At 67.5% G+C, this 24,905-nt stretch carries 24 protein-coding genes; all 24 read right to left on the reverse strand.

What is annotated here, in order from left to right; all coding sequences use genetic code 11:
• The 24 genes from ACWV8V_RS04980 to ACWV8V_RS05095 all read right to left on the reverse strand — a co-directional run bounded on the left by ACWV8V_RS04980 (window position 1) and on the right by ACWV8V_RS05095 (window position 24,864).
• On the reverse strand, window positions 1–747 hold the full coding sequence (locus tag ACWV8V_RS04980) for an RNA polymerase sigma factor FliA (protein ID WP_123729188.1): 747 nt from the start codon (window positions 745–747) through the stop codon (window positions 1–3).
• Window positions 744–1,631: a MinD/ParA family ATP-binding protein gene (locus ACWV8V_RS04985; protein ID WP_123729189.1), complete on the reverse strand. Its 888-nt coding sequence runs from the start codon at window positions 1,629–1,631 to the stop codon at window positions 744–746. The genes ACWV8V_RS04980 and ACWV8V_RS04985 overlap by 4 nt, the downstream gene beginning before the upstream one ends.
• On the reverse strand, window positions 1,618–3,267 hold the full coding sequence (locus ACWV8V_RS04990) for an AAA family ATPase (RefSeq protein ID WP_455899086.1): 1,650 nt from the start codon (window positions 3,265–3,267) through the stop codon (window positions 1,618–1,620). The genes ACWV8V_RS04985 and ACWV8V_RS04990 overlap by 14 nt, the downstream gene beginning before the upstream one ends.
• A gap of 149 nt (window positions 3,268–3,416) precedes the next feature.
• Window positions 3,417–5,525: a flagellar biosynthesis protein FlhA gene (flhA, locus tag ACWV8V_RS04995; protein ID WP_429000545.1), complete on the reverse strand. Its 2,109-nt coding sequence runs from the start codon at window positions 5,523–5,525 to the stop codon at window positions 3,417–3,419.
• Window positions 5,522–6,652, reverse strand: a complete 1,131-nt coding sequence (gene flhB / locus ACWV8V_RS05000) for a flagellar biosynthesis protein FlhB (protein WP_123729191.1) — start codon at window positions 6,650–6,652, stop codon at window positions 5,522–5,524. Before flhB ends, flhA begins: the two co-directional genes overlap by 4 nt.
• A 109-nt stretch (window positions 6,653–6,761) precedes the next feature.
• Window positions 6,762–8,906, reverse strand: a complete 2,145-nt coding sequence (locus ACWV8V_RS05005) for a putative bifunctional diguanylate cyclase/phosphodiesterase (protein WP_455899087.1) — start codon at window positions 8,904–8,906, stop codon at window positions 6,762–6,764.
• Between the two features lie 204 nt (window positions 8,907–9,110).
• A complete protein-coding gene (gene fliR, locus ACWV8V_RS05010) occupies window positions 9,111–9,902 on the reverse strand; it encodes a flagellar biosynthetic protein FliR (protein ID WP_123729193.1) in 792 nt (263 codons plus the stop codon).
• 10 nt (window positions 9,903–9,912) lie between these two features.
• Window positions 9,913–10,182, reverse strand: a complete 270-nt coding sequence (locus ACWV8V_RS05015; RefSeq protein ID WP_019184809.1) for a flagellar biosynthetic protein FliQ — start codon at window positions 10,180–10,182, stop codon at window positions 9,913–9,915.
• A gap of 39 nt (window positions 10,183–10,221) precedes the next feature.
• Window positions 10,222–11,004, reverse strand: a complete 783-nt coding sequence (fliP, locus tag ACWV8V_RS05020; RefSeq protein WP_121036736.1) for a flagellar type III secretion system pore protein FliP — start codon at window positions 11,002–11,004, stop codon at window positions 10,222–10,224.
• 2 nt (window positions 11,005–11,006) lie between these two features.
• On the reverse strand, window positions 11,007–11,408 hold the full coding sequence (fliO, locus tag ACWV8V_RS05025) for a flagellar biosynthetic protein FliO (RefSeq protein WP_259260930.1): 402 nt from the start codon (window positions 11,406–11,408) through the stop codon (window positions 11,007–11,009).
• Window positions 11,405–11,758 carry a flagellar motor switch protein FliN gene (fliN, locus tag ACWV8V_RS05030; RefSeq protein ID WP_123729195.1) on the reverse strand — a complete coding sequence of 118 codons (354 nt, stop codon included), beginning with the start codon at window positions 11,756–11,758 and terminating at the stop codon, window positions 11,405–11,407. Before fliN ends, fliO begins: the two co-directional genes overlap by 4 nt.
• The gene (fliM, locus tag ACWV8V_RS05035) at window positions 11,755–12,762 is read right to left on the reverse strand and encodes a flagellar motor switch protein FliM (protein ID WP_455899088.1); all 1,008 of its coding nucleotides are present in this window, start codon (window positions 12,760–12,762) and stop codon (window positions 11,755–11,757) included. The genes fliN and fliM overlap by 4 nt, the downstream gene beginning before the upstream one ends.
• Before the next feature lie 9 nt (window positions 12,763–12,771).
• Window positions 12,772–13,287, reverse strand: coding sequence for a flagellar basal body-associated FliL family protein (locus tag ACWV8V_RS05040; protein ID WP_123729197.1), 516 nt, complete (start codon window positions 13,285–13,287; stop codon window positions 12,772–12,774).
• 114 nt (window positions 13,288–13,401) lie between these two features.
• Complete coding sequence (locus tag ACWV8V_RS05045; protein WP_455899089.1) at window positions 13,402–14,565, reverse strand: flagellar hook-length control protein FliK; 1,164 nt, start codon at window positions 14,563–14,565, stop codon at window positions 13,402–13,404.
• Window positions 14,562–15,020 carry a flagellar export protein FliJ gene (gene fliJ, locus ACWV8V_RS05050; protein ID WP_123729199.1) on the reverse strand — a complete coding sequence of 153 codons (459 nt, stop codon included), beginning with the start codon at window positions 15,018–15,020 and terminating at the stop codon, window positions 14,562–14,564. The genes ACWV8V_RS05045 and fliJ overlap by 4 nt, the downstream gene beginning before the upstream one ends.
• 3 nt (window positions 15,021–15,023) lie before the next feature.
• The gene (locus ACWV8V_RS05055; protein ID WP_123729200.1) at window positions 15,024–16,403 is read right to left on the reverse strand and encodes a FliI/YscN family ATPase; all 1,380 of its coding nucleotides are present in this window, start codon (window positions 16,401–16,403) and stop codon (window positions 15,024–15,026) included.
• A complete protein-coding gene (locus ACWV8V_RS05060; RefSeq protein WP_455899090.1) occupies window positions 16,400–17,038 on the reverse strand; it encodes a FliH/SctL family protein in 639 nt (212 codons plus the stop codon). Before ACWV8V_RS05060 ends, ACWV8V_RS05055 begins: the two co-directional genes overlap by 4 nt.
• Window positions 17,035–18,021, reverse strand: coding sequence for a flagellar motor switch protein FliG (fliG, locus tag ACWV8V_RS05065; protein ID WP_123729202.1), 987 nt, complete (start codon window positions 18,019–18,021; stop codon window positions 17,035–17,037). The genes ACWV8V_RS05060 and fliG overlap by 4 nt, the downstream gene beginning before the upstream one ends.
• Before the next feature lie 10 nt (window positions 18,022–18,031).
• Window positions 18,032–19,672 carry a flagellar basal-body MS-ring/collar protein FliF gene (gene fliF / locus ACWV8V_RS05070; RefSeq protein ID WP_259260922.1) on the reverse strand — a complete coding sequence of 547 codons (1,641 nt, stop codon included), beginning with the start codon at window positions 19,670–19,672 and terminating at the stop codon, window positions 18,032–18,034.
• Between the two features lie 12 nt (window positions 19,673–19,684).
• A complete protein-coding gene (fliE, locus tag ACWV8V_RS05075) occupies window positions 19,685–20,047 on the reverse strand; it encodes a flagellar hook-basal body complex protein FliE (protein ID WP_259260921.1) in 363 nt (120 codons plus the stop codon).
• A gap of 626 nt (window positions 20,048–20,673) precedes the next feature.
• Window positions 20,674–22,170 (reverse strand): sigma-54 dependent transcriptional regulator, encoded by a 1,497-nt coding sequence (locus ACWV8V_RS05080; RefSeq protein WP_455899091.1) that lies wholly within the window; start codon window positions 22,168–22,170, stop codon window positions 20,674–20,676.
• A complete protein-coding gene (locus tag ACWV8V_RS05085; RefSeq protein ID WP_123729727.1) occupies window positions 22,163–22,543 on the reverse strand; it encodes a response regulator in 381 nt (126 codons plus the stop codon). Before ACWV8V_RS05085 ends, ACWV8V_RS05080 begins: the two co-directional genes overlap by 8 nt.
• A 14-nt stretch (window positions 22,544–22,557) precedes the next feature.
• A complete protein-coding gene (gene rpoN, locus ACWV8V_RS05090; RefSeq protein WP_455899092.1) occupies window positions 22,558–23,967 on the reverse strand; it encodes an RNA polymerase factor sigma-54 in 1,410 nt (469 codons plus the stop codon).
• Between the two features lie 264 nt (window positions 23,968–24,231).
• The gene (locus tag ACWV8V_RS05095) at window positions 24,232–24,864 is read right to left on the reverse strand and encodes a response regulator (RefSeq protein ID WP_259260918.1); all 633 of its coding nucleotides are present in this window, start codon (window positions 24,862–24,864) and stop codon (window positions 24,232–24,234) included.
• Window positions 24,865–24,905 lie beyond the last annotated feature (41 nt).

A 24,905-nucleotide genomic window follows, 5' to 3' on the forward strand; every position in this document is an offset into this window, starting at 1 on the left:
TTAATGGTTCTCGAGGCCGGCGTCGGCCGCCTCGAAGATTTTCAGTCGGCCACGCAGGCGCAGCACGGCCTGGCCATGGATCTGGCACACGCGCGATTCGCTGACGCCCAACACGGCGCCGATCTCTTTCAGGTTCAGTTCCTGCTCGTAATACAGCGACAGGACCAGCTGTTCGCGCTCGGGCAGCAGCCCGATCGCGTTGCCCAGCTCGCGCCCGAACTCGCCACGCTCCAACACCTGCTGCGGGGTCGGGCCGCCCTGGGCGACGGTGTCCAGCTCGCCCTGGTCTTCGATCCGTGATTCCAGGCTCAGCACCTGGCCGCGCGAGGCATCTTCCATCAGGCGCAGGTAGTCCGGCAGCGGCATGTCCATCGCGGCCGCCACTTCGGTGGCGCTGGCGGCGCGTCCGGTGCTCTGTTCGAGCCGGCGGATGGTGGCGGCGGCGTCGCGGGCCCGGCGATGGACCGAGCGCGGTACCCAGTCACCACGGCGGATCTCATCGATCATCGAGCCGCGGATGCGGATCGAGGCATAGGTCTCGAACGAGGCGCCCTGGTCGGCGTCATAGCTGCGCGACGCTTCGATCAGGCCCATCATGCCGGCCTGGATCAGGTCGTCGACCTCCACGCTGGCGGGCAGACGTGCCGCCAGATGGTGGGCGATGCGGCGGACCAGGTCCGAGTGCTGGGCAATGCACTCGTTCGCGGCGACCCGCTGGACCTCTTTGTATTGTGCGGCGCCTTTCATGCGGTCACCCCGCGTTGCTTGAGGATGCGTTCCAGGAAGAACTCGACGCCACCACGCGGCTCGGTCGGGGCCTGCCAGCGTGCGGTACGGCGTGCGATCTCGGTCAAGGCCAGCGCCGACGGGCTGGACGGGTAGGCCTTCACCACCGGCTGCTGGCGCTGGACCGACAGGCGCAGCCAGTCGTCCTGCGGCACACAGCCGAGGTAGTTGAGCGACACATCGGCCAGGAACTTCTCGCAGACGCGGGTCAGCTTTTCGTACAGCACCCGGCCTTCATTCGGGTCGCGCACCATGTTGGCGACCACCTGGATCCGGTCCACGCCGCGTTCGCGCGAGAGGACTTTGATCAGGGCGTAGGCATCGGTGATCGAGGCCGGCTCGTCGCAGACCACCACCACGGTGTCCTGGGCGGCCTGGCAGAAGGTCAGCACGCCGTCGGTGATGCCCGCGGCCGTGTCCACCACCATGATGTCCAGTTCGCGCTCCAGCTCGGAGAACACGTTGACCAGGCCGATGTGCTCGGCCTGCTGCAGCTCGGCCATGTTGCGGCGGCCCGAGGCCGCCGGCACCACCAGCACGCCGCCGGGGCCTTCGATGATGACCTCCTCCAGCGTGCAGCGCCCGGCGACCAGGTCGGCCAGGGTCACGGTCGGCTTCAGGCCCAGGATCACATCGACGTTGGCCAGGGCCAGGTCGGCATCCAGCAGCAGGGTACGTTTGCCCATGCTGGCAAGCGCCACGGCCAGATTGGCCGAAACGTTCGTTTTGCCCACGCCGCCCTTGCCGCCGGTGACGGCGATGGTGCGGACCGGGCCCAGCGGCTGGCTTCGGGTAGCCGACAACGGGAAGGTCTGGGTCAGCTTGGCGTACTCACGCGACGGCATGGTTCAACTCCGGGTTGCAGGGCATATCGGCCGCGCGGCGCAAATCTTCAAGGCGAAGTACAAGATTGGCCGCGCTGGCACGGTGCAGGTCTTCAGGAACGTCCTGGCCATCGGTGATCCAGGTGATCGGCAGGCGGTGGTCGACGGCCACCGACAGGGCGGTACCGAAGCGGCCGGTCTCATCCAGCTTGCTCAGCACCACGCCCTGCGGGTTGGCGGCGCTGAAGCGGCGGACCACCTCGTCCATGTCGCCGAAACTGGTGTTGGCCGGCAGCACCAGCAGGGTGCGGATCTGCTCGGCGGCCCGCAGCCACTGCAGCTGGGCGGCCAGGGCACGGTCGCGCGGGCCCAGGCCGGCGGTGTCGATCAGGACCAGCTTGTAGTCCTTCAGGCGCTCCAGCAGCTGGTTGAGGTCGCTGCCGCTGCTGGCTTCGTGAACTGCGATGCCAAGCTGGCGGCCGAAGCCGTACAACTGCTCGCGGGCGCCGATGCGGCCGGTATCGGTGGTGACCAGGGCGACATCGCGGGCGGCGTGGGCTTCGGCGAACCGCGAGGCCAGCTTGGCGATGGTGGTGGTCTTGCCGGCGCCGGTCGGGCCGACCAGGGCGATCACACCGCCGGCTTCCAGCGGATCGACCGGGGCGATCGGCAACTTCCTGGAGAGCAGGCCGAGCATCAGGCCACGGCCGCGGTGGGCGTCGGTGTCCAGCGGGATCTGCATGGCCACGTCGCGGCTGATCCCGGCATCGAAGCCGTATTCGTCCATCAGGTCCAAGGCAGCCGCACGGACCGGCGAGCCGCGCAGGCGTTCGTCGGTGAAGCGGTGCATCTCGCGCTCGATGACGTGGCGCATGCCGGCCACTTCGTGACGCAGCTGGCGGATTTCTTCGTCGTCGCGCGGGATCAGGCTCAGCTCCGGCGCGCTGGCCACGACCGGTGCCGGTTCGTTGGCGGCGGCCGCGGTGGTCACCGGCAGCGGCAGCGCCGGCGGTACCGCAGCGGCGACGATGGCGGCCGGGGCGAGCACCGCGGCGGCCGACAGTGCGGGTTCGTCGGCGTCGTCCAGCGGCGGATCGATCACGAAGCGGGCGCGGTTGATCGGGGCCGGGGCCGCGACAGCCTCCACCGGTGCGGCGGGCGAGGCTGCGGCAGCCTGCTCGACATTGAACGGCGCGAAGATCTGCTCCGGCAGCGACGGTTCGTTGACGGCGGGGCCGACGCTGGCGCGGGCCAGGGTAGCGGCAAAGCCATCGCTGCCGCGCTGGGGCACGCTTTCGTTGGCGGTATCGAGGGTGCGACCGGTCGCGCCGACAGCGGCGCGGGCCAGGGCGGCAACGGCCGAGGTGGTGGCGGCCACCGGCTCGGGCGTGGCCACCGGGGTCTTGCGACGGGTCACGGCGGCGATCACGGCATCGGCGGCGCTGCGCGGGCGCGGGGCCGGCGGCGGAGCGACATCCTTGCGGGCCGCTTCCAGGGCGCGCTGCACTGCGCCCTCGTCGTAGTTCGCCGCCGCCACGATCTCGACACCTTCGGCGATCCGGCGGTTGGACAGGATCACTGCGTCAGGACCGTGTTCCTTGCGCACCAGGTTCATGGCCGAGCGCATATCGGAGGCGACGAAGCGTTTGATTTTCATGCTGTGGTACCGGGACTGGGGCGGCGGAGTGGTGGAAGGGAAACGCTGGTTGTCGGTGGTCTGCACGGTCAGGGATTCCCTTTATTTCCTGCTGCGGTGAATTCGAGTGGGGTGTCTGTTTTCTGTCGCGGTGCCGTCGGGCGCCTGGCTCAACTGATCGTGCCGACCAGCTTCAACCGTTTGTCCTCGGGCACCTCGCTGTAGGCGAGTACGGACAGCGAGGGGACGCTGTGGCGTACCAGCCGTGCCAGCGCGGCACGTACCGGGCCAGGCACCAGCACGACCGCCGGCTCGTTCTTCGCTTCCTGCTTGCCGACACATTCGGCCAGGCTTTGATGCAGTCGCTCAGCGAGTCCGGGTTCCAGCGCGGCGCCGTTGCCCTGAGTGGACTCCTGCAAGACGCGTTCCAGTTGCGGGTTGAGGGTGAACACCGGCAGCTCCGCCGACATTCCGGCGATCTCCTGCACGATGAAACGGCCCAGCGCGTTGCGCACGGCAGCGGTCAGCACCGCCGGGTCCTGGCTGGTCGGGGCGCTTTCCACCAGCGACTCGACGATCTTGCGCAGCTGGCGGATCGGAATGCGTTCGATCAGCAGGTTCTGCAGCACGCGCACCACGGCCGAGAGCGGCAACGACTTGGGCGTCAGATCCTCGACCAGCTTCGGTGCGCTCTTGGCCAGGTTGGCCAGCAGCTGCTGCACTTCTTCATGGCCGAGCAGTTCCGGGGCGTGCTCGCGGATCAGGTGCGACAGATGCGTGGCGACCACCGTGGCCGGATCGACCACGGTGTAGCCCATCGTTTCGGCGTTGGCGCGCTGGTGCGGTTGGATCCAGGTGGCGTCCAGGCCGAAGGCGGGATCCTTGCCGGCGATGCCCTCCAGCGTGCCCAGCGCGCTGCCCGGGTCCAGCGCGAGTTCGCGGTCCGGGTGGATCTCGGCCGTGGCTACCGGGACGCCGTGGATCAGCAGGCGGTAGGCGGTGGCGGGCAGTTCGAGGTTGTCGCGGATGTGGACCGAGGGAATCAGGAAGCCGATGTCGTGGGTGAGCTTGCGGCGCACGCCCTTGATCCGCGCCATCAACTCGCCGCCCTGGTTCTTGTCGACCAGCGGGATCAGCCGATAGCCGACTTCCAGGCCGAGCGGATCGACCGGGCGCAGTTCGTCCCAGGTCAGTTCGGCGGTGGGCGAGGGGGTGGCGCCGGGCAGGCCCAGCGCTTCGGGACGGCTGGCAGCGGGAGATTCTGCGGCGCGCGCAGCGGCGACGCTCTTCTTCCAGGCTTTCCAGGCAACGAAGCCGAGGATTGCCGCCAGCGTCAAGAAGGCGACGTTGGGCATGCCCGGCACCAGGCCGACCACGCCCATGATCGCCGCGGCGATGGTGAGTGCGCGGTACTGGCCGAACACCTGGCCCATCATGGCCTGGGCCATGTCCTGCGAGCGCGAGGCGCGGGTGACCAGCATGGCCACCGCCGAGGACACCAGCAGCGCCGGCAGCTGCGCCACCAGGCCGTCACCGATGGAGAGCAGGGTGTAGGTGGCCGCGGCATCGCCGAACGGCATGCCGTGCTGGAGCACGCCGACGGCCAGGCCGCCGATCAAGTTGATGAACAGGATCAGGATGCCGGCGATCGCATCACCGCGGATGAACTTGCTCGCGCCATCCATCGCGCCGTAGAAGTCGGCTTCCTCGCGGACTTCTTCGCGGCGGGCCTTGGCCTCTTCACGCGTCAGCAAACCGGCGTTGAGGTCGGCATCGATGGCCATCTGCTTGCCGGGCATGGCGTCCAGGATGAAGCGCGCGGTCACTTCGGACACGCGGCCGGCACCCTTGGTGATCACCACGAAGTTGATGATGGTCAGGATCGCGAAGACCACGATGCCGACCGCGTAGTTGCCGCCGATGACGAATTCACCGAACGCGGCGATCACCTTGCCCGCGGCCTCGTGGCCGTTCTGGCCATGCAGCAGGATCACGCGGGTGGAGGCCACGTTCAACGCCAGCCGCAGCATGGTGGTGATCAGCAGCACGATCGGGAAGATGGTGAAGTCCAACGGGCGCTTCACGTACACCACCGCCAGCAGCACCATCAGCGAGATGGCGATGTTGAAGGTGAACAGGGCATCGAGCACCGGCGGGGCCAGCGGGACGACCACCATGGCCAGCAGCGCCAGCACGATCAGCGGGGCGCCGAGGCCGTTGCGGATCATGTCCAAGGCGCGGCGGACGTTCATGCCGCCTGCAGCGGGCTGTGCGCTCATGAGCGGGCTCCCTTGCCGAATTCATCGATGTCGATGCTGGGGCTGGCCGGCATCGGGCCGGTGTGCCAGCTGCGCAGCTGGTAGACGTAGGAGAGGACCTGGGCCACGGCCGAATACAGTCTCACGGGAATTTCCTTTCCAAGTTGACCTTCCCGATACAAGGCGCGTGCCAAAGGCGGGGCGGAGACGATGGCGACCTTGTTGCCGTCGGCCACTTCACGGATACGCAGGGCGGTTTCATCCACGCCCAGGGCCACCACGGTGGGGGCGCCCATCTTTCCGCCCTCGTATTTCAGGGCGACCGCGTAGTGGGTCGGGTTGACCACCACCACGTCGGCGGTGGGCACCGCTTCCATCATCCGGCGGTTGGCCAGCTGCTGCTGGAGCTGGCGGATGCGGCCCTTGACCTCCGGGCTGCCCTCGCTTTCCTTCATTTCCCGGCGCAGCTCTTCACGGGTCATCTTCAGCTTGCGCATCCAGTTCCAGCGCTGGTACGGGGCATCGATGAAGGCCAGCAGCATCATCGCGCCGCCGGTGGCCAGCATCAGCTTCAGGGTGAAGCCCAGGCCGTGGACCATCGCGGTTTCCAGCGGCTGGTTGAGCAGATCGCGCAGGGGCCGGATGCCGTGCCAGACCACCAGCCCGGCCGCGGTGCCGACGAAGGCGATGCGCAGCAGGGATTTGGTGAACTCGGCGATCGCTTCCGGGCCGTACAGGCGCTTCATGCCGGCCATCGGGCTCATGCGCTTGAAGTCGGGCATCATCGATTTGTTCGACCAGCGCAGCCCGCCCATCACCACCGGTGACAGGAAACTGGCCAGCAGGCAGATCACGATCAGGGGCCACATCGCCAGCATCAGGCGCAGCAGCAGCTCGCCGAAGTGCCCGAACAACGCCTTGGGGTGCAGCCACAGGGCCGGCTCGGGGCTCAGCGCGAACTGCATCCAGGTCTTGGTGTTGCGGGCGATGGTGCCGGAAAACGCCATCAGCGCCAGAACACCGGCACCGAACACGGCCGCCGTGGCCAGCTCACGCGAGCGCGGAATGTTGCCCTGTTCCCGGGCATCGCGCAGGCGCTTTTCGGTGGGTAATTCGGTCTTTTCGCCGGCTTGTTCGTTCTCGGACATCAGGGCACGACACGGGAGGAGATACCGGTGTCCGTGCAAGAACCGTTCCGCGGGCTACAAGAAGGTAGTGCCGGCCGCTGGCGGCCGGCACTACCTCACCGGGCCTGCATCACCCCGCCGAGGCCCCTGGCCGCGCGTGGGCCTTCCATCCTGCCGCCACCTCCACCCGCGGGCGGGGCAGGTCATGCAGCTGCATGAAGCGCTCCGGGTCCATCGGCCGGCCGAGCAGATACCCCTGCAGGTAGTCGCAGCCCAACCGCTCCAGGTAAGCGCGTTGGCCGGCGGTCTCGACGCCTTCGGCGACGATGTCCATATCCAGCGCATGCCCCAACGCCACGATGGCCGAGACGATCACCACGTCCTCAGAGCTGTTTTCCAGATCGCGCACGAACGCATGGTCGATCTTGATCTCGGTGGCCGGCAGCCGCTTGAGGTACAGCAGGCTGGAATACCCGGTGCCGAAATCATCGATGGAAATGCCCACGCCCAGCGCGGCCATGGCCTGCAACAGGGTCAGGCTGGCCTCGGTGTCACGCATCACGGCGCTTTCCGTGATTTCCAGGATCAGCCGGCGCGGCTGGAGATGGTGGGTCTTGAGCGCCTCGCGCACTTCGTGCAGCAGCGTGGGCGAGGCGAACTGGATCGGCGAGAGGTTCACCGAGACCGTCCAGCCGTCATGACCGGCGTCGTGCCACACACGCAGCTGGCGGCAGGCTTCGTTGAGTGCCCAGCGGCCGATGTCATTGATCACGCCGCTGCGCTCGGCCAGGCGGATGAAGCGGTCCGGCGGGATCAGGCCCTGCTGCGGGTGACGCCAGCGGATCAGCGCTTCGGCCCCGCTCACCGATTGGCCGGCCACGCGGGTCTTGGGCTGGTAGTGCAGGAACAGCTGCTCGGTACCGATCGCCCGGCGCAGGTCGGCGAGAAGCTGGAACTGCTGCTCGGCGCTGTCGTTCATCCAGTCGGCGAAGCGCACATAGGCGTTGCGGCCGGCTTCCTTGGCCTGGTACATCGCTGCATCGGCGAAGGCCATGAGCTGACGCTCGCTGGCGGCATGGTCGGGGCAGATGGCGATGCCGATGCTGGCGGTCACCTGCAGGTCCTGGTGCGGCAGCAATGGTTCGCGGCCCACGGTCTGGATGATGCGGCTGGCCAGCGTGGCGACATCCTCATCGTTCTCGATCGGCACCACCAGCACGAATTCGTCGCCGCCCAGGCGCGCGAGCATGTCTGCCGGCCGCAGCAGTTTGCGGGTGCGGTCGGCGACGGCGACCAGCAACGCATCGCCGGTCTGGTGTCCGTAGGCATCATTGACCTGTTTGAAGCCGTCCAGATCCATGAACATCACCGCGAACCGGCTGCCGCGCTGCTCGGCCTCCGCCAGCGCCTGTTCGATGCGCTGCTGCAGCAGCCGGCGATTGGGCAGACGGGTCAGGGGGTCGTGCAGGGCTGCCTGGGTCAACTCGGCCTGCGCATCATCCAGTGAGCTGGTCAGGTCCGTATTGCGCAGACGCAGCAGCTGCGACTCCATGCGCTGGTCCAGCCAGGAAACGATCAGCACGATGGCCAGGATCGCGATGGTGAGCACCAGTACCACCAGCGCCAGCCACTGTGCCTGCAGGCCGTCACCCGCGGCGGCACCGCAGAGGCTGCCGGCGGGGAAACGTGCCGCGGCCATGCCGGTGTAATGCATGCCCACGATGGCCGCGCCGAGCACCAGTGCAGGGGCGATGCGATCACGAAGACGCCGGTGGCTGCTGCGCAGACGGAAGGCGATGTACAGCGCGGCCCAGGAGGCAGCCACTGCGATGAGCAGCGACAGCGCCACCCCGCCGGCGTGATAGTCGATCCCGGGCTGCATGTACAGCGCGGCCATGCCCAGGTAGTGCATCGATGCGATGCCGCTGCCCATCAATACCGCGCCGAGCACGAGGCGGCCGTGCGGCAGGGTCGGGCGTGAGACCAGCCACAGCGCGAAGATGGAGGAGGCCACGGCGGCCAACAGCGAGACGGTGGTCAGGCCCAGCGCATAGCCGAGCGGGATCGGGAGCTGGAACGCGAGCATGCCGATGAAGTGCATCGACCAGATGCCCAGCCCCATCGCCCCTCCGCCCCCGATCAGCCACAACCAGGTGGAGCGGCGTGTGGCCGCGGTGGTGACCCGGCTGGCCATGTCCAGCGCAGTGAAGGAGGCCAGCACGGCCACCAGAAACGACACAACGACCAACCACGGGGTGTAGCTGCCGATCAGCATGGATGACTCTCTCCCTGGTCAACACCTGAGCGATACGACAGAACGCCACGCCATCACCGCAGACAGCGGGTGAAGGTTTCGTCATCGCCGTGCGACGGCGCAGCGGAACGCAGGGCCCAGACTAACAACCCGACCGGGGGGCGCCGCAAGTGACGAATGGCCCGCTGTCGGCCAACTTCCGCGCTGTCCCGGGTGTGTCCCGGGTCAGCGGCTGACGCTGTCGGCCGCGTCGAAGGCGGCATCGAACAGGCGTTGCACCGGTGGCCCCATCTCGCCGGCCAGCACGGTCAGCAGGAACAGGCCCAGCAGCAGGGCCACCGGCAGGCCCAGCTGGATCGGGTTGAGCGCAGGTGCCGCGCGGGCCAGCACGCCGAAGGCCAGATTGATGGCCAGCATCGCGACGGTGAGCGGCAGCGCCAGCGTGAGCGCGCCACGGAACACCTGTAGCAGGAACGTGGGGGCGATGGCGAAAAACGCATGCGGATCGGGCAGGGCGGTGCCGATCGGCAATGCCTTGTAGCTGTCCATCAACAATGAAATCAGCGCCAGGTGTCCGTTGGAGGCGAAGAACAACAGGCCGAACAGCAGATAGAACCACTGCCCGATCACGCCGGAGCTGCCTCCGCGCATCGGATCACTCATCTGCGCGAAGGCCAGGCCGGTGCCTTGTGCGACCAGTTCGCCAGCCATGGCGCCGGCTTCGAACACCAGCCGCAGCAGGAAGCCGATCGAGATGCCGATGGCCAGCTCGCGGGCGATGGTCAGCACGGTGGCTGCATCGAAGCCGGTCCATTCCGGTACCGGCGGCAGCATCGGCGAGAGCGCGATCGCCAGTGCACCGGCAAGCATCACGCGCACGCGCGAAGGCACCGCGCGGGTGCCGATCAGTGGCATCGCCATGATCATGGCGCCGATGCGCAGCATGGTCCACAGGATCGTGCCGATCATGCCGAAGGCCTGCAGGCCATCGGCGGCCATCTGGGTCGCGGAATCCACGGCGGCTGCCTCAGCCGATCAGGTGGGGAATGCGCTGGAACAGCAGCGTGGTGTATTCGACCAGATGGCCGATCAGCAGGCTGCCGAGCGCGAACAACACTACCGTCAAGGCCGCGGCCTTGGCGACGAAGGCGATGGTGGGCTCATTGAGCTGGGTCGCGGCCTGGACCACGCCGACCACCACGCCGACGATCAGCACGGTGAGCAGCAGCGGGCCGGCGACCCACAACACGGTGATCAGGCCACCACGCAGTTCGGTCAGGGCAAGTTCGGGCGTCATGTCAGTCTCGGGTCCGTATCGATCAACAGGGCGGGGCGGTCAGACCGCATTGAAACTGGCAGCCAAGGTGCCCACCACCAGAACCCAGCCATCCACCAGCACGAACAAGAGAATCTTGAAGGGCGCGGAGACCAGCATCGGCGAGAGCATCATCATGCCCATCGACATCAGTACGCTGGCCACGACCAGATCGATGATCACGAACGGGATGAAGATCAGGAAGCCGATCTCGAAGGCGGTCTTCAGCTCGCTGGTGACGAACGAGGCGACCAGGATCGGGAACGGGATGGCATCCGGGCTGTCGTAGGTACCGTGACCGGCCATGCCGGCGAAGGTCATCAGATCCGTCTCGCGGATCTGCGCCAGCATGAAGGCACGCAGCGGCTGGGTGGTCAGCGTCCAGGCGGTCTGGAAATCGATCTCGCCGTTGAGGTACGGCGCCATGCCGCTGCCCCACGCCTTCTGCCACACCGGCAGCATCACCATCGCAGTGAGGAACAGGGCCAGACCGAGCAGTACCTGGTTGGACGGCGTCTGGCCGGTACCCAGCGCCTGGCGCAGCAGGCCCAGCACGATGATGATGCGGGTGAAGGCGGTCAGCACCAGCAGCATCGAGGGGATCAGGGTGATCGCCGTCATCAGCAGCAGCGTCTGCAGTGGCAGGCTGACCGGCTGGCCGCCGATCTTGCCGACATTCACGTCCGGCAGCGCAGGCACACCCGGCACGCCGGGCGCGGCCCAGGCCAGGGCCGGCAGCGCACACAGCAGGGCAGTCAACAACAGCGGCAGGTAACGGGTCCAGGAGGTACGGGGGCCACGCATGTTCAGGATTCCTTGCGCAGCCGCTGTTGCAGCAGCTGGGCGAAATTCGGCAGGTGTTTGAAATCGGGAAGGCGCGCCGGCGACGGGGTCGGCAGCGGTTCGGGCAGCTGATGCAGGGTGTTGATGCCACCGGCGGTGACCCCCAGCAGCAGCTGGGTGCCATTGACCTCGACCACCACCACGCGCTCTTTCGCGCCGACGGTCAGGCTGGCAACCACCCGCAGGCCTTCGGCCGGGCGGAAGCCGCTGCCGGGCATGCGCTTGAGCAGCCAGCCCAGGCCGACGATCAACGCCAGCACGCCCAGCAATGCCAGTACCGCACCGAACATGCCCGGTGCGGCGGCGGCATGCTGGCCGACCTTGACGGTCGACGCGCCGGCTGCGATCAGCAGCCCGGTGCTCAACGCAGTCTCCGGATCCGTTCGCTCGGGCTGACCACATCGGTCAAGCGCACGCCGAAGCGGTCGTTGATCACCACCACCTCGCCATGGGCGATCAGGGTGCCGTTGACGAACACGTCCAGCGATTCGCCGGCGCCGCGTTCCAGTTCCACCACCGAGCCCTGGTTGAGCTGCAGCAGGTTGCGGATCGGCAGGCGTGCACGGCCCACTTCCAGCGACAGGGTCACCGGCACATCCAGGATCACATCCAGGTTCAGCTCGGGACCGAGGTTCTCATCGGACTGCAGCGTGGTGAACTGCGCCGGTGCCGGTTCCGCCGGGGACAGCGGTTCGTTGGATTCGATATCGTTCATTTCGAGACTTCCTGGAGTACGGGAACGCGTGGGCGGGTGCCCGGGGGATGGGTGGCGGTGATCTTGACGGCGTTGCAACCGTTGGCGATGCCGAACTCGCCGGTGAACACCGGGATGTTCTCCACGCACAACGGCACCTGCGCCGGCATGTCGATCGGGAGGATGTCGCCGACCTTCAGGCCGGTCAGTTCACGCAGGGTCATGCGCTTGCTGGCCAACACGCTGGACAGCGTGACTTCGGCGATGTTGAGCTGTTCGCGCAGCATCACGCCCCAGCTGGCATCGCGGTCGTTGCGGTCGCTCTGGATGCCGGCGTCGAGCAGCTCGCGGATCGGCTCGAGCATCGAGTAGGGCAGGGTGACGTGGATGTCGCCGCCACCGCCGTCGAGTTCGACATGCAGGCGGCAGACAACCACGTACTCGCGCGGCGTCACGATGTTGGCGAAGTGCGGATTGATTTCGGAGTTGATGTACTCCAGCTCCACATCCATCACCGGCGCCCAGGCTTCCTGCAGATCGGCGAAGGTCTGCTTGAGCAGCAGGTGGATGACGCGCATTTCCGTCGCGGTGAACTCGCGGCCTTCGATGCGGGTCGGGTAGCGGCCGTCGCCGCCGAAGAAGTTGTCCACGATCGCGAACACCAGCGTCGGCTCGAACACGATCAGCCCGGTCCCGCGCAGCGGCTTGAAGCGGATCAGGTTGAGGTTGGTCGGCACGTACAGCGAGTGCATGTAGTCATTGAACTTGATCAGTTCGATGCCGCGCACGGACAGTTCGGCCGAGCGCCGGATCAGGTTGAACAGACCGATGCGCCACAGGCGCGCGAAGCGCTCGTTGACCATTTCCAGGGTCGGCATGCGGCCGCGGATGATGCGGTCCTGACTGGCAAAGTCATACGAGCGCGCCTCGCCGGGCGTGGCAGCATCGACGTCGGTCTCGACCGCGCCGGAGTCCACGCCGTGTAACAGCGCATCGATCTCATCCTGGGAAAGCAGGTCATTCATGGTCGGCCCTTACTGGGTGACGAAACTGGTGAACAGCAATTCGTCGGCACCCGGCTTGCCGGTCTCGGCCTTGAGCAGCTTCTGCACTTCGGCCAGCGAGGTGGCCTGCAGGCGTTCCTTGCCCGCGCGGTCAGCGATGTCGGTCGGCTCGACCTGCGAGAACAGCATGAGCAGCTTGGCGCGGATCGCCGGGGCATGGAGCTTGATCGCTTCCATGGCGGCCGGATCGCGGCTCATCAGCTGCACTTCGACCTGCAGGTAGCGCGGGCCGTCGAAGCTGCTGTTGAGGTTGACCACGAACGGCGGCTCCAGACCGAAGTACTGGGCCGGTGCAGGCACCGCGGCCTTGGCGGCCGGCTTGGCAGCCTTGTCGTCGTGCTGGGACTGGGTGAAATACCAGACGCCGCCACCGGCGGCACCGGCGGCGAGCACCGCGACCAGGGCGGTGATCAGGATCGGACGACGCGGCTTGGCCGTGGCGTCCTTGTCGGCGGATTTCTTGGTTTTGTCGGCGGCTGCGGCCACGAGGAAGCTCCAGAGGATTGCTTCCTGACTACATGCAAAGGCTGTGCCTGAATGCCGAAGAGGGCGGGCGTCGGATTTCTGGCGGCGCCGCCGAAGCGGCGTCGCACCCGGGGATCACGCGTAGGCGTCGACCAACCCGCGCTGACGGATCAACTGCGAGGGCGACAGCGTGGTCTCGGCCATCAACGGCTCGCCGTCATCGCCCATGCCGGTCCGGGTACCCTCGCCACGGCCGCCATCCTGCGCGGTGTGCTGCTGGCCGACATCGGCCTGGCCGAGCTGGAAGCCCTGTTCGCCGAGCATGTCGCGCAGGCGCGGCAGGCTGCTTTCCAGTGCATGGCGCACGTCGGCATGGGCGCTGGTGAAGGTCGCATGGACCTTGTCACCGTCCAGATGCAGTCGCACGTCGATCGGGCCCAGGTCGTTCGGGGTGATCTTGATATGGGCGTGGCCGATCTTCTGGTCCGCCAACCAACTGACGCGGGCGCCGACGGCATCATCGAAATCGCCAGCGCCCAGCTGCGGCGTGGCGGTCGGCGAGCCGGTGAAGGGCGTGGCCGCTGCCGGTTTGGCGTCGACGATGCTCTGCAGGGCGTGCAGCACCGGCGTGGCCGGTGCGTCCGGGCCATCGCTGGCGGCAGCGCTCAGCGCCTCGGTGAAGGTCTTCAACAGCGGCACGGCGTCGGCTGGGGCGGCGTCGGCCGCCAGGGCGGGCAGGGCGATGCCGCTCGCCGCAGGTGCGGCCGGCGCCAGCGGGCCCGCTGCCGGCGCGGTGGTGTCCGCAGTGGCGGTGGCCAGCGTCGGCAGGGCCGCCGTCGTGGGCGCAGCACCGGTGGCCGTGCCCACGGGCGCGGGCGCGACCGGCACGGGCACCGCAACCGGCAGCCCGTTCAACGCCAGGCCGGCCAGGCCGAACGGCGGCCACGCTGCATCGTCGTCCGCCGCCTCGGACACCGGCTTGTCGGCGGTGGCAGGCGGCGCGGTGCTGGTATCGGTCGTGGCAGGCGTCTCGGCGGTGTCTTTGCTGCTGGCGCTGCCGGGGCGTGGTGCGGTGTCCTTGCCGGTATCCGGCGTGGCGGCGTCCTTGCCCGCAGGCGCCTCGCGGCGGCCGGCGGGTTTGCTTGATGCCTCCGGGCGAGCCGCATCGCGGCCGGGCTTGAGCATCGCGTCAAACTCCCGACGGTCGCTGCCGCTGGAGGTATCGGGACGGCTGCCGGAGGCGCCGGCAGTGCTGGACGGTGCCGGCGCGGTGCCGCCGAGCAGGGCCGAGGGCGTCATGGCGTGCCTCCGTTTTCGCTGTCTTCGCGTTGCGCCTGGCGCGACCGGCGTGCGCCGAGATCGTCCATCTCGCGTTGGTCGCGGCGATCGGTGACCACCTTCTCCTGCGCGCGGTAACTGGCCGCCAACTGTTCAAGGACCTGCTTGTCACGGCTGGCCAGGATCAGGCGCGCGCGTTCGGCCTCGACCTTCTCGCGGTTGTTGTCCACGGTCTGGCGCTGCTGGGCCACCGCGCTGTCCAGGCGATCCAGGAACGCGCGCCGGTTCATCAGCTGCGCCGGACTGGTCGCGGCCATCTGCGCGCCAGCATATTCGTCGGCATAGCGGCGCAGCTCATCCAGCCGCGACACATGCGTGTCGAGGGAGCGCTGGCGCTCGGCGAGGTCGCGGGCGACCTCGTCCTCGTGGTCCTGGGCGCGCTTCAGCAATGGGTCGAATCGCTTGGATTGCATCATGGCTTAACTCTCTGGTTCCACCAGCCGCTTGAGGGCGGCCTGACTGTGCGGCAGGTCGGCGGCTTTGCCGACGTCCTGGCCGAGGAATTCAACGATGTCCGACCAGCGCTCCAGCGCCTCGTCGGTCGCCGGGTCATTGCCGCGCTGATAGGCGCCGATCGCGATCAGATCGCGGTTGGCCGAGTACGCCGAGACCAGCCGCTTGAGCTTGCGGATGCGCAGGCGCCACGGCTCGTCGGCGATTTCCGTGACCACGCGGCTGACCGACGATTCCACGTCGATCGCCGGGTACAGGCCGCTGTCGGCGACGCGCCGCGAGAGCAGGATGTGGCCGTCGAGAATCGCGCGGGCGGCATCGGCGATCGGATCCTGCGGATCATCGCCTTCGGTCAGCACGGTGTAGAACGCGGTGATCGAACCGCGGCCCTTGGCCCCATTGCCGGCGCGCTCGACCAGGGCCGGCAGCTTGGCGAACACGGACGGCGGATAGCCGCGCGTGGTCGGCGGCTCACCGACGGACAGGCCGATCTCGCGCTGGGCCTGTGCGAAGCGGGTCAGCGAGTCCATCAGCAGCAGGACATTCAAGCCCTGGTCGCGGAACCATTCGGCGATCGCGGTCGCACGGTAGGCGCCGTGCAGGCGCGCCAGCGGCGGTCGGTCGGCCGGGCTGGCAACCACCACCGCGCGGCGCAGGCCTTCTTCGCCCAGCGTGCTTTCCACGAAGTCGCGGACTTCGCGGCCACGTTCGCCGATCAGGCCGACCACGATCACGTCGGCAGCGGTGTAGCGGGTCATCATGCCCAGCAGGGTCGATTTACCGACACCGGAACCGGCAAACAGGCCGACACGCTGGCCACGGCCGATCGGCAGCAGCGCGTTGATCGCGCGCACGCCCACGTCCAGCGGCTGGGTGATCGGCTCACGGGCCAGCGGATTGATCGACACGCCGGCCATGCCGACGGTGCCTTCAGCGCGGATCGGGCCCTTGCCATCCAGCGGCACACCGTCGCTGTCGATGACGCGGCCGAGCAGGCCTTCGCCCACTTCCACGCCGCCGCGGCCCAGCGCAGGCACGACCCGCGCATTGGGCAGCAGGCCATGCAGTTCGGCGCTGGGCATCAGATAGGTGCGTTCACCGGCAAAGCCGACCACTTCGGCATCCACCCAGCCACCGTCGGCGACTTCGACCTTGCAGCTGGCGCCCATCGGCGCTTCGCAGCCGACCGCTTCCAGGGTCAGGCCGACCGCGCGGCGCAGCACGCCTTCGCGGATCAGGCCACGGCCATGCGCGGTATCCGGGCGGATGTTGTCCAGGCGCGAGGCCAGCCGCAGGTTGCGGACGGCGGTCCAATCGGCCGGCGGGGGCAGGGTATCGGTGTTCATGGCGTGGTGCCTCCCTTGCGGATGACCGCATCGAGCGCGCCGCGCAGGCGGGCGTCCAGGGTGCCGTCGATGCGCACGGTCTCGGCGTGGACCCGCAGGTCGCCGCGGCTCAGGCTGAGATCCGGGGTGAGGCGCTGGTTCGGGGACAGGCTCAATACCGGGGTCAACGCAGCGATGTCGTCCGGGTGCAGACGCACTTCGACCTCGCGGGCGGCGCCGCCGACGGCGTCGACGGCTTCGTTGACCAGCTGCGCCAGCAGTTCCGGCTCGGCTTCATACGCGCGGCCGACCAGATTGCCCGCAATGCGCACGGCCAGTTCGCCGAGCGCGGCGACCACTTCGTTTTCCAACCGCACCAGCGGCCGGCTGAAGTTGTCCAGGATGCCTTCGATCTGTGCGATCAGGCGGCGCACCTCGGCCTGGCCCTGGGCAAGGCCATCGGCGTGACCCTGGTCAAAGCCATCCTTCTCGGCGTTGTCCTGGATCGCCTGGATTTCTTCCAGGGTCGGCAGCTGCAGCAACGGCTCCGGTTCCAGCTCCGGATCCGGCTCGGTGAGGTCGAAGATCTCTTCTTCCGGCGCCGGCTCGGGCACCGCCAGCAGATCGGGGGCAAGCCAGCGCACGGCAGCGTTCACAGCATGGCCTCCGCATTGCCACCAATGGTGACGGTGCCTTCATCGGCCATGCGCTTGACGATCGCCAGGATCTCGCGTTGTGCCACTTCCACATCCGACAGGCGCACCGGACCACGGGCTTCCATGTCTTCCAGCAGGATTTCGGCCGCACGCTGGGACATGTTGCGGGTGATCTTGTCGCGCACCTTGATGTCGGCGCCACGCAGGGCCAGGCCCAGACGCTCGCCGCTGACTTCGCGCAGCACCAGCTGCAGTTCGCGGTCGTCCAGATCCACCAGATCGTCGAACACGAACATCAGGTCCTGGATGCGGCCGCTGAGCGGCGCATCGATGCGCGCGATCTCGCCCAGGATCGCCTGGTCCTGGCCACTGTCCATGAAGTTCAGGATGTTGGCCGCGCACTGCACGCCGCCGATGTTGGAGGACTTCAGGTTCTGGTTGCCGGCGAACTGGCGCTCCATGATCTCGTTGAGCTCATTGAGTGCGTTCGGCGGAATGCCATCCAGGGTCGCGATGCGCAGCAGCACATCCACCCGGGTACGCTCGGGCAGCAGCTTGAGCGCGTCGGCGGCCTGGTCGGTTTCCAGATGGGCCATCACGATGGCGATGATCTGCGGGTGCTCATTGCGGACCAGATCGGCGACGGCGCGCGGATCCATCCACTTCAGGGCATCCAGGCCGGTGGTGTTGCGGCCGAGCAGGATGCGGTCGATCAGGTTGCCGGCCTTCTCGGTGCCCAGCGCCTGCACCAGCATGTTGCGGATGTAGTCGTCCGAGCCCACGCCCAGCGAGGTCTTGGAACCCAGTTCGGCACCGAACTGGTCCATGACCCGCTCGACCTGTTCGCGGGTGATATCGGTCATGGTCGCCATGGCGATGCCGATCTTCTGCACTTCCTTGGGTTCCATGTGGCGCAGCACTTCGGCCGCATCCAGTTCACCCAGCGACAGCAGCAGCACGGCAGCGCGTTGAACGCCGGTCAGGGGCACGTTCTCAGTCATTGGCCACCCAGCCCTTGACCACCTGGGCCACGCGCTTGGAATCGGTCTTTACAGCTTCACGCGCCATGCGCAGTCGTTCCTCGTAAGAGTCCACCGGCAGTGCCAGGGGTTCATGTCCAGCCGCGTTCAGGCGTTCGCTACCGAGGGCGGGCAAGCCCTCGCCATCGTCGACCAGCTGCACGTCGGCCGTGTGGGGTTCCAGCTCTTCTTCCTTGGCCTTGTTCTGGCCGGTGATCGAGCGCAGCGCCGGGCGCAGCACACCAAACACCAGGGCCAGCACCACGATCGCGCCGAGCAGCAGACGCAGTGCGTCCTGGACCTGCGGCAGCTCCCACCATTTCGGGCCTTCGACCGGGGTGACTTCCCGCACGAACGGGGCATTCATCACCGAGACCGTGTCGCCTCGCTCGGCATCGAAGCCGACCGCCTGCTTGACCAGCGCTTCGACGCGGGTGAGTTCGGCCGCGGAGAGGGCCTGGTCGGCCATCTTGCCGTTGGCACCGGCGCGCGGCACGTTGTCCACCAGCACCGCCACCGAGACACGCTTGATGCGACCGGCTGGCTGGCGGGTGTGCTGCAGGGTGCGGTCCAGCTCGTAGTTGCGGGTCGCGTTCTTGGAGCTTTCCGTCGGTGCCTGCGCGGTGGCCGGCGCGGCGGCGGGGCCGGGCGGGGTATTGCTGGCAGCACCGGGCACGCCCTGCGGGCCGGGCACGTTGGTGCTGTTTTCGCTCATCTGCTCGCTGCGCAGCTTCTGCGGCTCGCCGTTATAGAGCTCACGGGCTTCCTCGATCACCGAGAAATCCATGTCCACGCTCACTTCCGGGTTGACGCGGCCGGGGCCGGTCATCGGCTCGAGCAGCTCGCGGATGCGCTGGTTGAACGAGGTTTCCTGGCGGCGCACCTGCTCGAACTGCGCGGCATTCATCGCCGCCTCGCTGTTCGGGTCGGAGACGCTGAGCATGCGCCCGCTCTGGTCGACCACGGTGACGCGCTCCGGCGCCAGATCCGGAATGCTGGCGGCGACCATGTGCACGATGGCATCGATCTGGCCGCGTTCGAGCTGCTGGCCGCCACGCAGTTCCAGCACCACCGAGGCGCTGGCGACATCGCGCTGGCGGGTGAAGGCGCTGGGCTTGGGAATGGCCAGGTGCACGCGCGAATCGCGGACCGGGCGCAGCGTATTGATGGTGCGCGAGAGCTCGGTTTCCAGCGAGTGCTGGTAGCGGGCGTTCTCCATGAACTGGCTGACGCCGAAGCCCGGGTCACGCTCCATCAGCTCAAAGCCCAGACGACCGCTGTCGGTCAGCCCGGAGCTGGCCAGCTTCAGGCGGGCGTCGTGCAGGTTCTTTTCCGGCACGGTGATGCCACCGGTGGCCTGGTCCAGTTCAAACGGAATCTGCGCGGCGCGCAGCAGATCGGTGGCCTCGGCCGTGGCCTTCTGATCCAGCCCGGTGTACAGCGGCACCATGCCGGGCTTCTGCGACCAGAAGAACACGAACAGGCCCGCCGCCACGGCCACGGCGATCATCGCCATCAGGCCGAGCCGACGGGTGATCTGCAGGCTTTGCAGCCGGTCGAACCACTGCCCAGCCTTTTCGGTGTTCAGCGATTCTTTGGAGAGCGACAGGGCCATGCGTTTCTATCCTTACAGCGGCATGTTCATCACGTCCTGGTAAGCCTGGACGAGACGGTTACGGACTTCCACGGTGGCGCGGAAGGCGATCTGGGACTGCTGCGAGGCGACCATGACCTTGGCCAGGTCCGCACCGGGTTCACCCAGTTCGAAGGACTTGGCCAGGGCGCCGGATTTCTGTTGCGCATCGTTGACGCCGGCAATGGCGCCACGCAGGGTTTCGGTGAAGCTGGGGCCCTGGATCTCCTGGGGGGATACCAGGCCCTGGATGGCATTGCTGCGCGGCATCTCCGTCAGCGGACTGACGGCAGGCTGCCCCATCTGGGTCTGGAAGGTGCGGATCTGAGAAAGGATCGAGGTGACGGAGTGCGACATCTGGAACGTTCCGAAGCAGGGGATGGGTTTCGAGTGAATACGTTGCAAGTGCCGTGCCGAAAGTGATGAGTGGTTCAGTTTCGTAAGGGGGGCGGGGGTTTTCGGGGTCAGCCGCTCCGGCGGGGTGGCCGTGGTGTACGCGAGGCGCGGTTGATTGGCCCAGCGGCGGTTTGACGCGCTGGCGTGCCGGAGAGTCGACGCCGGAAAACCGGCGGAGGGTGGTCTGATCCTTCGAGGCAGAAACCGGTGGGTCGGTCGGGCGGTGGGCCACGATGCCCTTGCCGGCGAATGTCCCCCGGCGCCGGCCTGCGGCCGACCCCTCCTCCTTTACTTCGCCCACAAGGGCATCGCGACCCACGTGTGGAGACCGCTGGCGGCCGTGGAAAAAGCTGGGTTTCTCCGCTTGCATACCGTGAGCCTGTGCTCCGTAGCGGCCATCAGGTCCCTGGGCAAAATCAAGGAGGAGGGCGTCGCCGCCAGGCGGCGGCCGGGGGACATTTGCCGAGGGGCCTGATGGTCGCTGCGGGGCCCTTACGCTCGCGATGGGGACTGGCGGAGACCCTCCGGCAGATCCACAAAAAAGCCCGGGACATGCCCGGGCGTCTGGTTTCCTTGTGTCGTTCTGCTCAGCCAGTCAGTTCGGTCTGGTCGCGCTCGATGCCGTACTTGCGCAGCTTTTCCACGAGCGTGGTGCGGCGCAGGCCGAGCAGCTGGGCGGCATGGGCGACGACGCCCTGGGTGCGCTCCAGCGCTTCGTTGATCAAGGTCAGCTCGATGTTGGCCATGTGGTTGCGCAGGTCCAGGCCGTCGTCGGGCAGGGCCGGGGCGCGGTTGGCCGGGGCGCTGCCGTTCTCCGCCGAGGTGGCGCCTTGGCTGCCCGGGGTGTGGAACGAAAAGCTGCGCAGGTCCAGGCGTTCATCGGCCAGCGGCGCGGGCGCTGCGGCGGCCACCGGTGCTGTGATGGCGAAATCAGCGCGGTAGCGGGCCGGCAGATCCTGCACGCGCACGTTGCCACTGGGGTGCAGCACGGCCAGGCGCTCGACCAGGTTGGTCAGCTCGCGCACGTTGCCCGGCCACTCGTAGCTGGCCAACGCCTGCAGGGCCTCGCCGGTGAAGCGCACTTCACCGCGGCCGGTGCGGGCCAGCTGGCCGGCAATGGTGGTCACCAGCGCCGGCAGGTCTTCGCTGCGCTCACGCAGGGCCGGCACATCGATCGGGAAGACGTTGAGGCGATAGAACAGATCCTCGCGGAACTTGCCGTCGGCGATGCGCGTTTCCAGGTCGCGATGGGTCGCGGCGATCACGCGCACGTTGCAGCGGATGGTCTGGTTGCCACCCACACGTTCGAAGCTGCGCTCCTGCAGCACGCGCAGCAGTTTGACCTGCATCGGCAGGCTCATGTCGCCGATTTCATCCAGCAGCAGAGTGCCGCCTTCGGCCATTTCGAAACGGCCCTTGCGGGCACTCAGCGCACCGGTGAAGGCGCCTTTTTCGTGACCGAACAACTCGCTTTCCAGCAGGTCCGGCGGGATCGCGCCGCAGTTGATCGCCACGAACGGCCCATCACGACGCGGGGAGCGCTGGTGGATCGAGCGCGAGACCACTTCCTTGCCGGTGCCCGATTCGCCCAGCACCAGCACGGTGGTGTCGAACGCGGCGACCTGCTCGATCATGCGGCGCAGCTGGGTGACCGCAACGCCTTCGCCGGTCGGGCCCTGGTCCTGCACGGCACCGGCCTGGTGTTCGGCATCCAGGCGCTTGAGGCTGGCGCGGCGCAGCAGGCCTTCCATCTGCGCGTGCCGCAGCGGCGCCTCGAGCGGCCAGACGTTGGCTTCGTGCAGGCCATGCTGCTGCGCGAACGCGGTGGTATCGCCGTCGATCAACATCACCGGCGGGGGCAGGGCGCCCTTGCCCAGCCACGCGAACAACGCATCGCTGCGGTCGGAATTGTCCAGGCTGCCGATGATGGCGGCCATCCAGTCATTGGGGCGGTGGCGGGTGACGTCGAAATCGTTGGCATCGGCCACCCAGCGCGGATTGAAGTCCATGAACTCCAGCAGCGCGACGGTGCGCTCGGCCCGGACCGCGTCGTTGTCCACCACCAGGATGCGGGATTCACTCATGGCCTGGTTCCTTCAGGCCTTCCAGGATCGGCATCACTTCCTGGATGTAGGAGAGCTTGCTGACGAAGTTGTCGGCCCCGGCGCGCAGGGCGTGCTCGCGGTGTTCGGCATCATCGAAATGGCTGGCGATCACGATGTACGGCGCGTCATCCTGCGATTTGATCAGGCGGGTCGCCTGCAGGCCGCCCATTTCCGGCATGGCCAGATCCATCAGCACCACCTGCGGGCGCAGCGACTCGGAGCGCTCGATCGCTTCCAGGCCGTTGGCGGCGCTGCCGATGACATCGAGCCAATCGACCTTGCGGAAGTGGCGCATCGCAGCGTTGATGAAACCCTCGTGGTCATCGACCAGCAGCACGGTGAGCTTGTTCATGTCGTCCATTTCCTTCAGCCCACCCGGGCCAATTGCGGGGTGCTGGCATGGCTGCGGCGGCGTTCGCGCGCCGGAGCGATGTCCAGTTGTTCGCGGTATTTTGCAACGGTCCGGCGGGCAATGTTCACCCCCTGCCGCGAAAGCAGGCCGGCGATGGCCTCATCGGCCAGCGGGCGGGCCGCCGGCTCGGACTCGATCAGGCGACGCACCATGGCTTTCACGGCCTGGCCGGAGACGCTCGCGCCTTCCAGGCGCACGGCGAAGAAGTGCTTCAGTTCCAGCGTGCCGCGCGGCGTCTGCAGGTATTTGCCGGTGGTGATGCGCGAAACGGTGGATTCGTGCATGCCGATTTCATCGGCCACTTCCTTCAGCGTGAGGGGCGCCATCGCTTCCTCGCCCCGGGTCAGGAAGCCGGACTGACGCTCGATGATCACCCGCGCGGTGCGCAGCAGGGTGTCATAGCGCATCGACAGGCCGCGGGTCAGCCAGCGGGCTTCCTGCAGCATGTCGCGCAGCGGCTGGGCCGCTTCGCTGGTCTCGGCCAGGGCCTGTTCGTAGTGCGGGTTGATGCTCAGGCGGCGGCTGGTGGCCGGGTTCAGCGCGACGCGCCATTGGCCATCGGCATGCCAGGCGACCACGTCGGGGATCACCACACCGTTGGTATCGGGCAGCAGGCTCTCGCCCGGGCGCGGCTGCAGGGACAGGATCAGGCGGACGGCTTCGTGGATGTCGGCGACTTCGGCGTCCAGCTGCTGGGCGAGCGCGGCGTAGTCATGCGTGGCCAGTGCGGCCAGCCCATCATCCAGCACGCGCTGGGCCAGGTGCCGGGCCGGCACGCGGCCGGGCAGGGTGCGCAGCTGCACGCTCAGGCATTCGTGCAGGTTCTGGGCGGCCAGGCCAGCCGGGTCGCCGTGCAGGATGCGCTGACGGACTGCTTCCACGCCGGCGGCATCAATGTCGCAATGCGCGCTGGCCAGCAGGGTCAGCTGCGCCAAGGGGGCGTCGAGATAACCGGTGTCATCGCAGTGTTCGAGCCAGAAACCGGCCACAGCCAGTTCGCGGTCGTCCAGTTCCATCGCCAGGCGCTGCAGCACGCGCAGCTGCGGGTCGGTGGATTCGCCAGCCGCAACGCGCTGCATGCGGTCGTCATCGCCGTCCTGCCAGCCGGCACCGGCCACGTCCCACATGGTGTTCTCGGGCAGTTCGTCGAAGGCGGCCACGTCTTGGGCCGTGACGGCTTCGGCGGTGTCGGCAGCGACCGGCTCGGGTGCCTCTTCGATCTCCAGCAGCGGATTGGTTTCCAGTGCGCGGCGGATTTCCAGCTCCAGCTGCATGCCATCGAGCTGCAACAGACGGATCGACTGCAGCAGTTGCGGCGTGAGGTGAAGCTGCTGACCCATCTGGGTCGACATGGAGGCTTTCAAGGCGTTTCCCCGATCACGCCGAGTCCCCGGCGCGTTATGGAACACATCTTGCTTCTGTTCCGGTGGCACCGGAATCAGGGGGTTCCTGAGTGAGGTCGTCAAATCCCCGACAGCATGTAGGGAAAACCACTACATCAGTACGTCATTTTGACGCATTTACTGGTGCAACCCCCTCGTAACATCGGCCGGGTGGCCGTGTGCCGCATCAGAATCCTGACGTGGTGGCCTGCCCGTGGCCGAAAAGCGCCACTGAACCGTCGCCGATCATTCCAGCTCGTGCTGGTGGCGCGCGGCGAGGAGCACCAGATCGGTGGCGCGGCGGCAGCCCAGCGACTCCATCATGCGGGCACGGTGGGTCTCCACCGTCTTGACGCTGATGCCCAGGTCGGCGGCGATTTCCTTGTTGCTCTCGCCTTTCCCGATCTGGCGCAGGATCTCGCGCTGACGCGGCGACAGGGCCGCCACACCCACTGGCTTCTCCTTGCCGAGCATCGGCGCCAGCATCTTTGCCGAGATCTGCGGGCTCAGGAACACCTGGCCGGCATGGGCGGCGCGCAGGGCCAGTTCCAGTTCCTGGGGGGCGGCATCCTTGACCACGAAGCCGACGGCGCCACGGTCGAGTGCATCGCGCACATGCACGGCGTCATCGTGCATGGTCATCATCACCACGCGTGAGCCGGGGGTACGCAGCAGAATGTCGCTCAGCGCTTCCAACCCGGTACGGCCGGGCAGGGAGAGGTCCATCAGCACCACGTCCGGCGCATGCTGCACGCTCAGCTGCAGGGCCTGCTCGGCATTGCTCGCCTCGGCGACGACGTCCACGTCGGTGAAGCCCTGCAGGAGGCGGCTGAGGCCGGCACGGACCAGGGTGTGATCGTCGACAATGAGTACGCGCACAGGCTACTAGGGGAGCGGGGAGGCGGTAACCTTAACGGAGT

This window comes from Stenotrophomonas sp. Ker107b (assembly GCF_053847245.1).

Coding starts and splice junctions, on each gene's coding strand:
- fliJ (WP_123729199.1), bottom strand. CDS start 15,020: ATGATGCAATCCAAGCGATTCGACCCATTGCTGAAGCGCGCCCAGGAC.
- fliF (WP_259260922.1), bottom strand. CDS start 19,672: ATGGCCCTGTCGCTCTCCAAAGAATCGCTGAACACCGAAAAGGCTGGG.
- ACWV8V_RS05005 (WP_455899087.1), bottom strand. CDS start 8,906: ATGCTGATCGGCAGCTACACCCCGTGGTTGGTCGTTGTGTCGTTTCTG.
- ACWV8V_RS05055 (WP_123729200.1), bottom strand. CDS start 16,403: ATGAACACCGATACCCTGCCCCCGCCGGCCGATTGGACCGCCGTCCGC.
- flhA (WP_429000545.1), bottom strand. CDS start 5,525: ATGAGCGCACAGCCCGCTGCAGGCGGCATGAACGTCCGCCGCGCCTTG.
- fliE (WP_259260921.1), bottom strand. CDS start 20,047: ATGTCGCACTCCGTCACCTCGATCCTTTCTCAGATCCGCACCTTCCAG.
- fliP (WP_121036736.1), bottom strand. CDS start 11,004: ATGCGTGGCCCCCGTACCTCCTGGACCCGTTACCTGCCGCTGTTGTTG.
- flhB (WP_123729191.1), bottom strand. CDS start 6,652: ATGTCCGAGAACGAACAAGCCGGCGAAAAGACCGAATTACCCACCGAA.
- ACWV8V_RS05080 (WP_455899091.1), bottom strand. CDS start 22,170: ATGAGTGAATCCCGCATCCTGGTGGTGGACAACGACGCGGTCCGGGCC.
- ACWV8V_RS05045 (WP_455899089.1), bottom strand. CDS start 14,565: ATGACGCCCTCGGCCCTGCTCGGCGGCACCGCGCCGGCACCGTCCAGC.
- fliM (WP_455899088.1), bottom strand. CDS start 12,762: ATGAATGACCTGCTTTCCCAGGATGAGATCGATGCGCTGTTACACGGC.
- fliN (WP_123729195.1), bottom strand. CDS start 11,758: ATGAACGATATCGAATCCAACGAACCGCTGTCCCCGGCGGAACCGGCA.
- ACWV8V_RS05015 (WP_019184809.1), bottom strand. CDS start 10,182: ATGACGCCCGAACTTGCCCTGACCGAACTGCGTGGTGGCCTGATCACC.
- ACWV8V_RS05085 (WP_123729727.1), bottom strand. CDS start 22,543: ATGAACAAGCTCACCGTGCTGCTGGTCGATGACCACGAGGGTTTCATC.
- ACWV8V_RS04980 (WP_123729188.1), bottom strand. CDS start 747: ATGAAAGGCGCCGCACAATACAAAGAGGTCCAGCGGGTCGCCGCGAAC.
- ACWV8V_RS04985 (WP_123729189.1), bottom strand. CDS start 1,631: ATGCCGTCGCGTGAGTACGCCAAGCTGACCCAGACCTTCCCGTTGTCG.
- ACWV8V_RS04990 (WP_455899086.1), bottom strand. CDS start 3,267: ATGAAAATCAAACGCTTCGTCGCCTCCGATATGCGCTCGGCCATGAAC.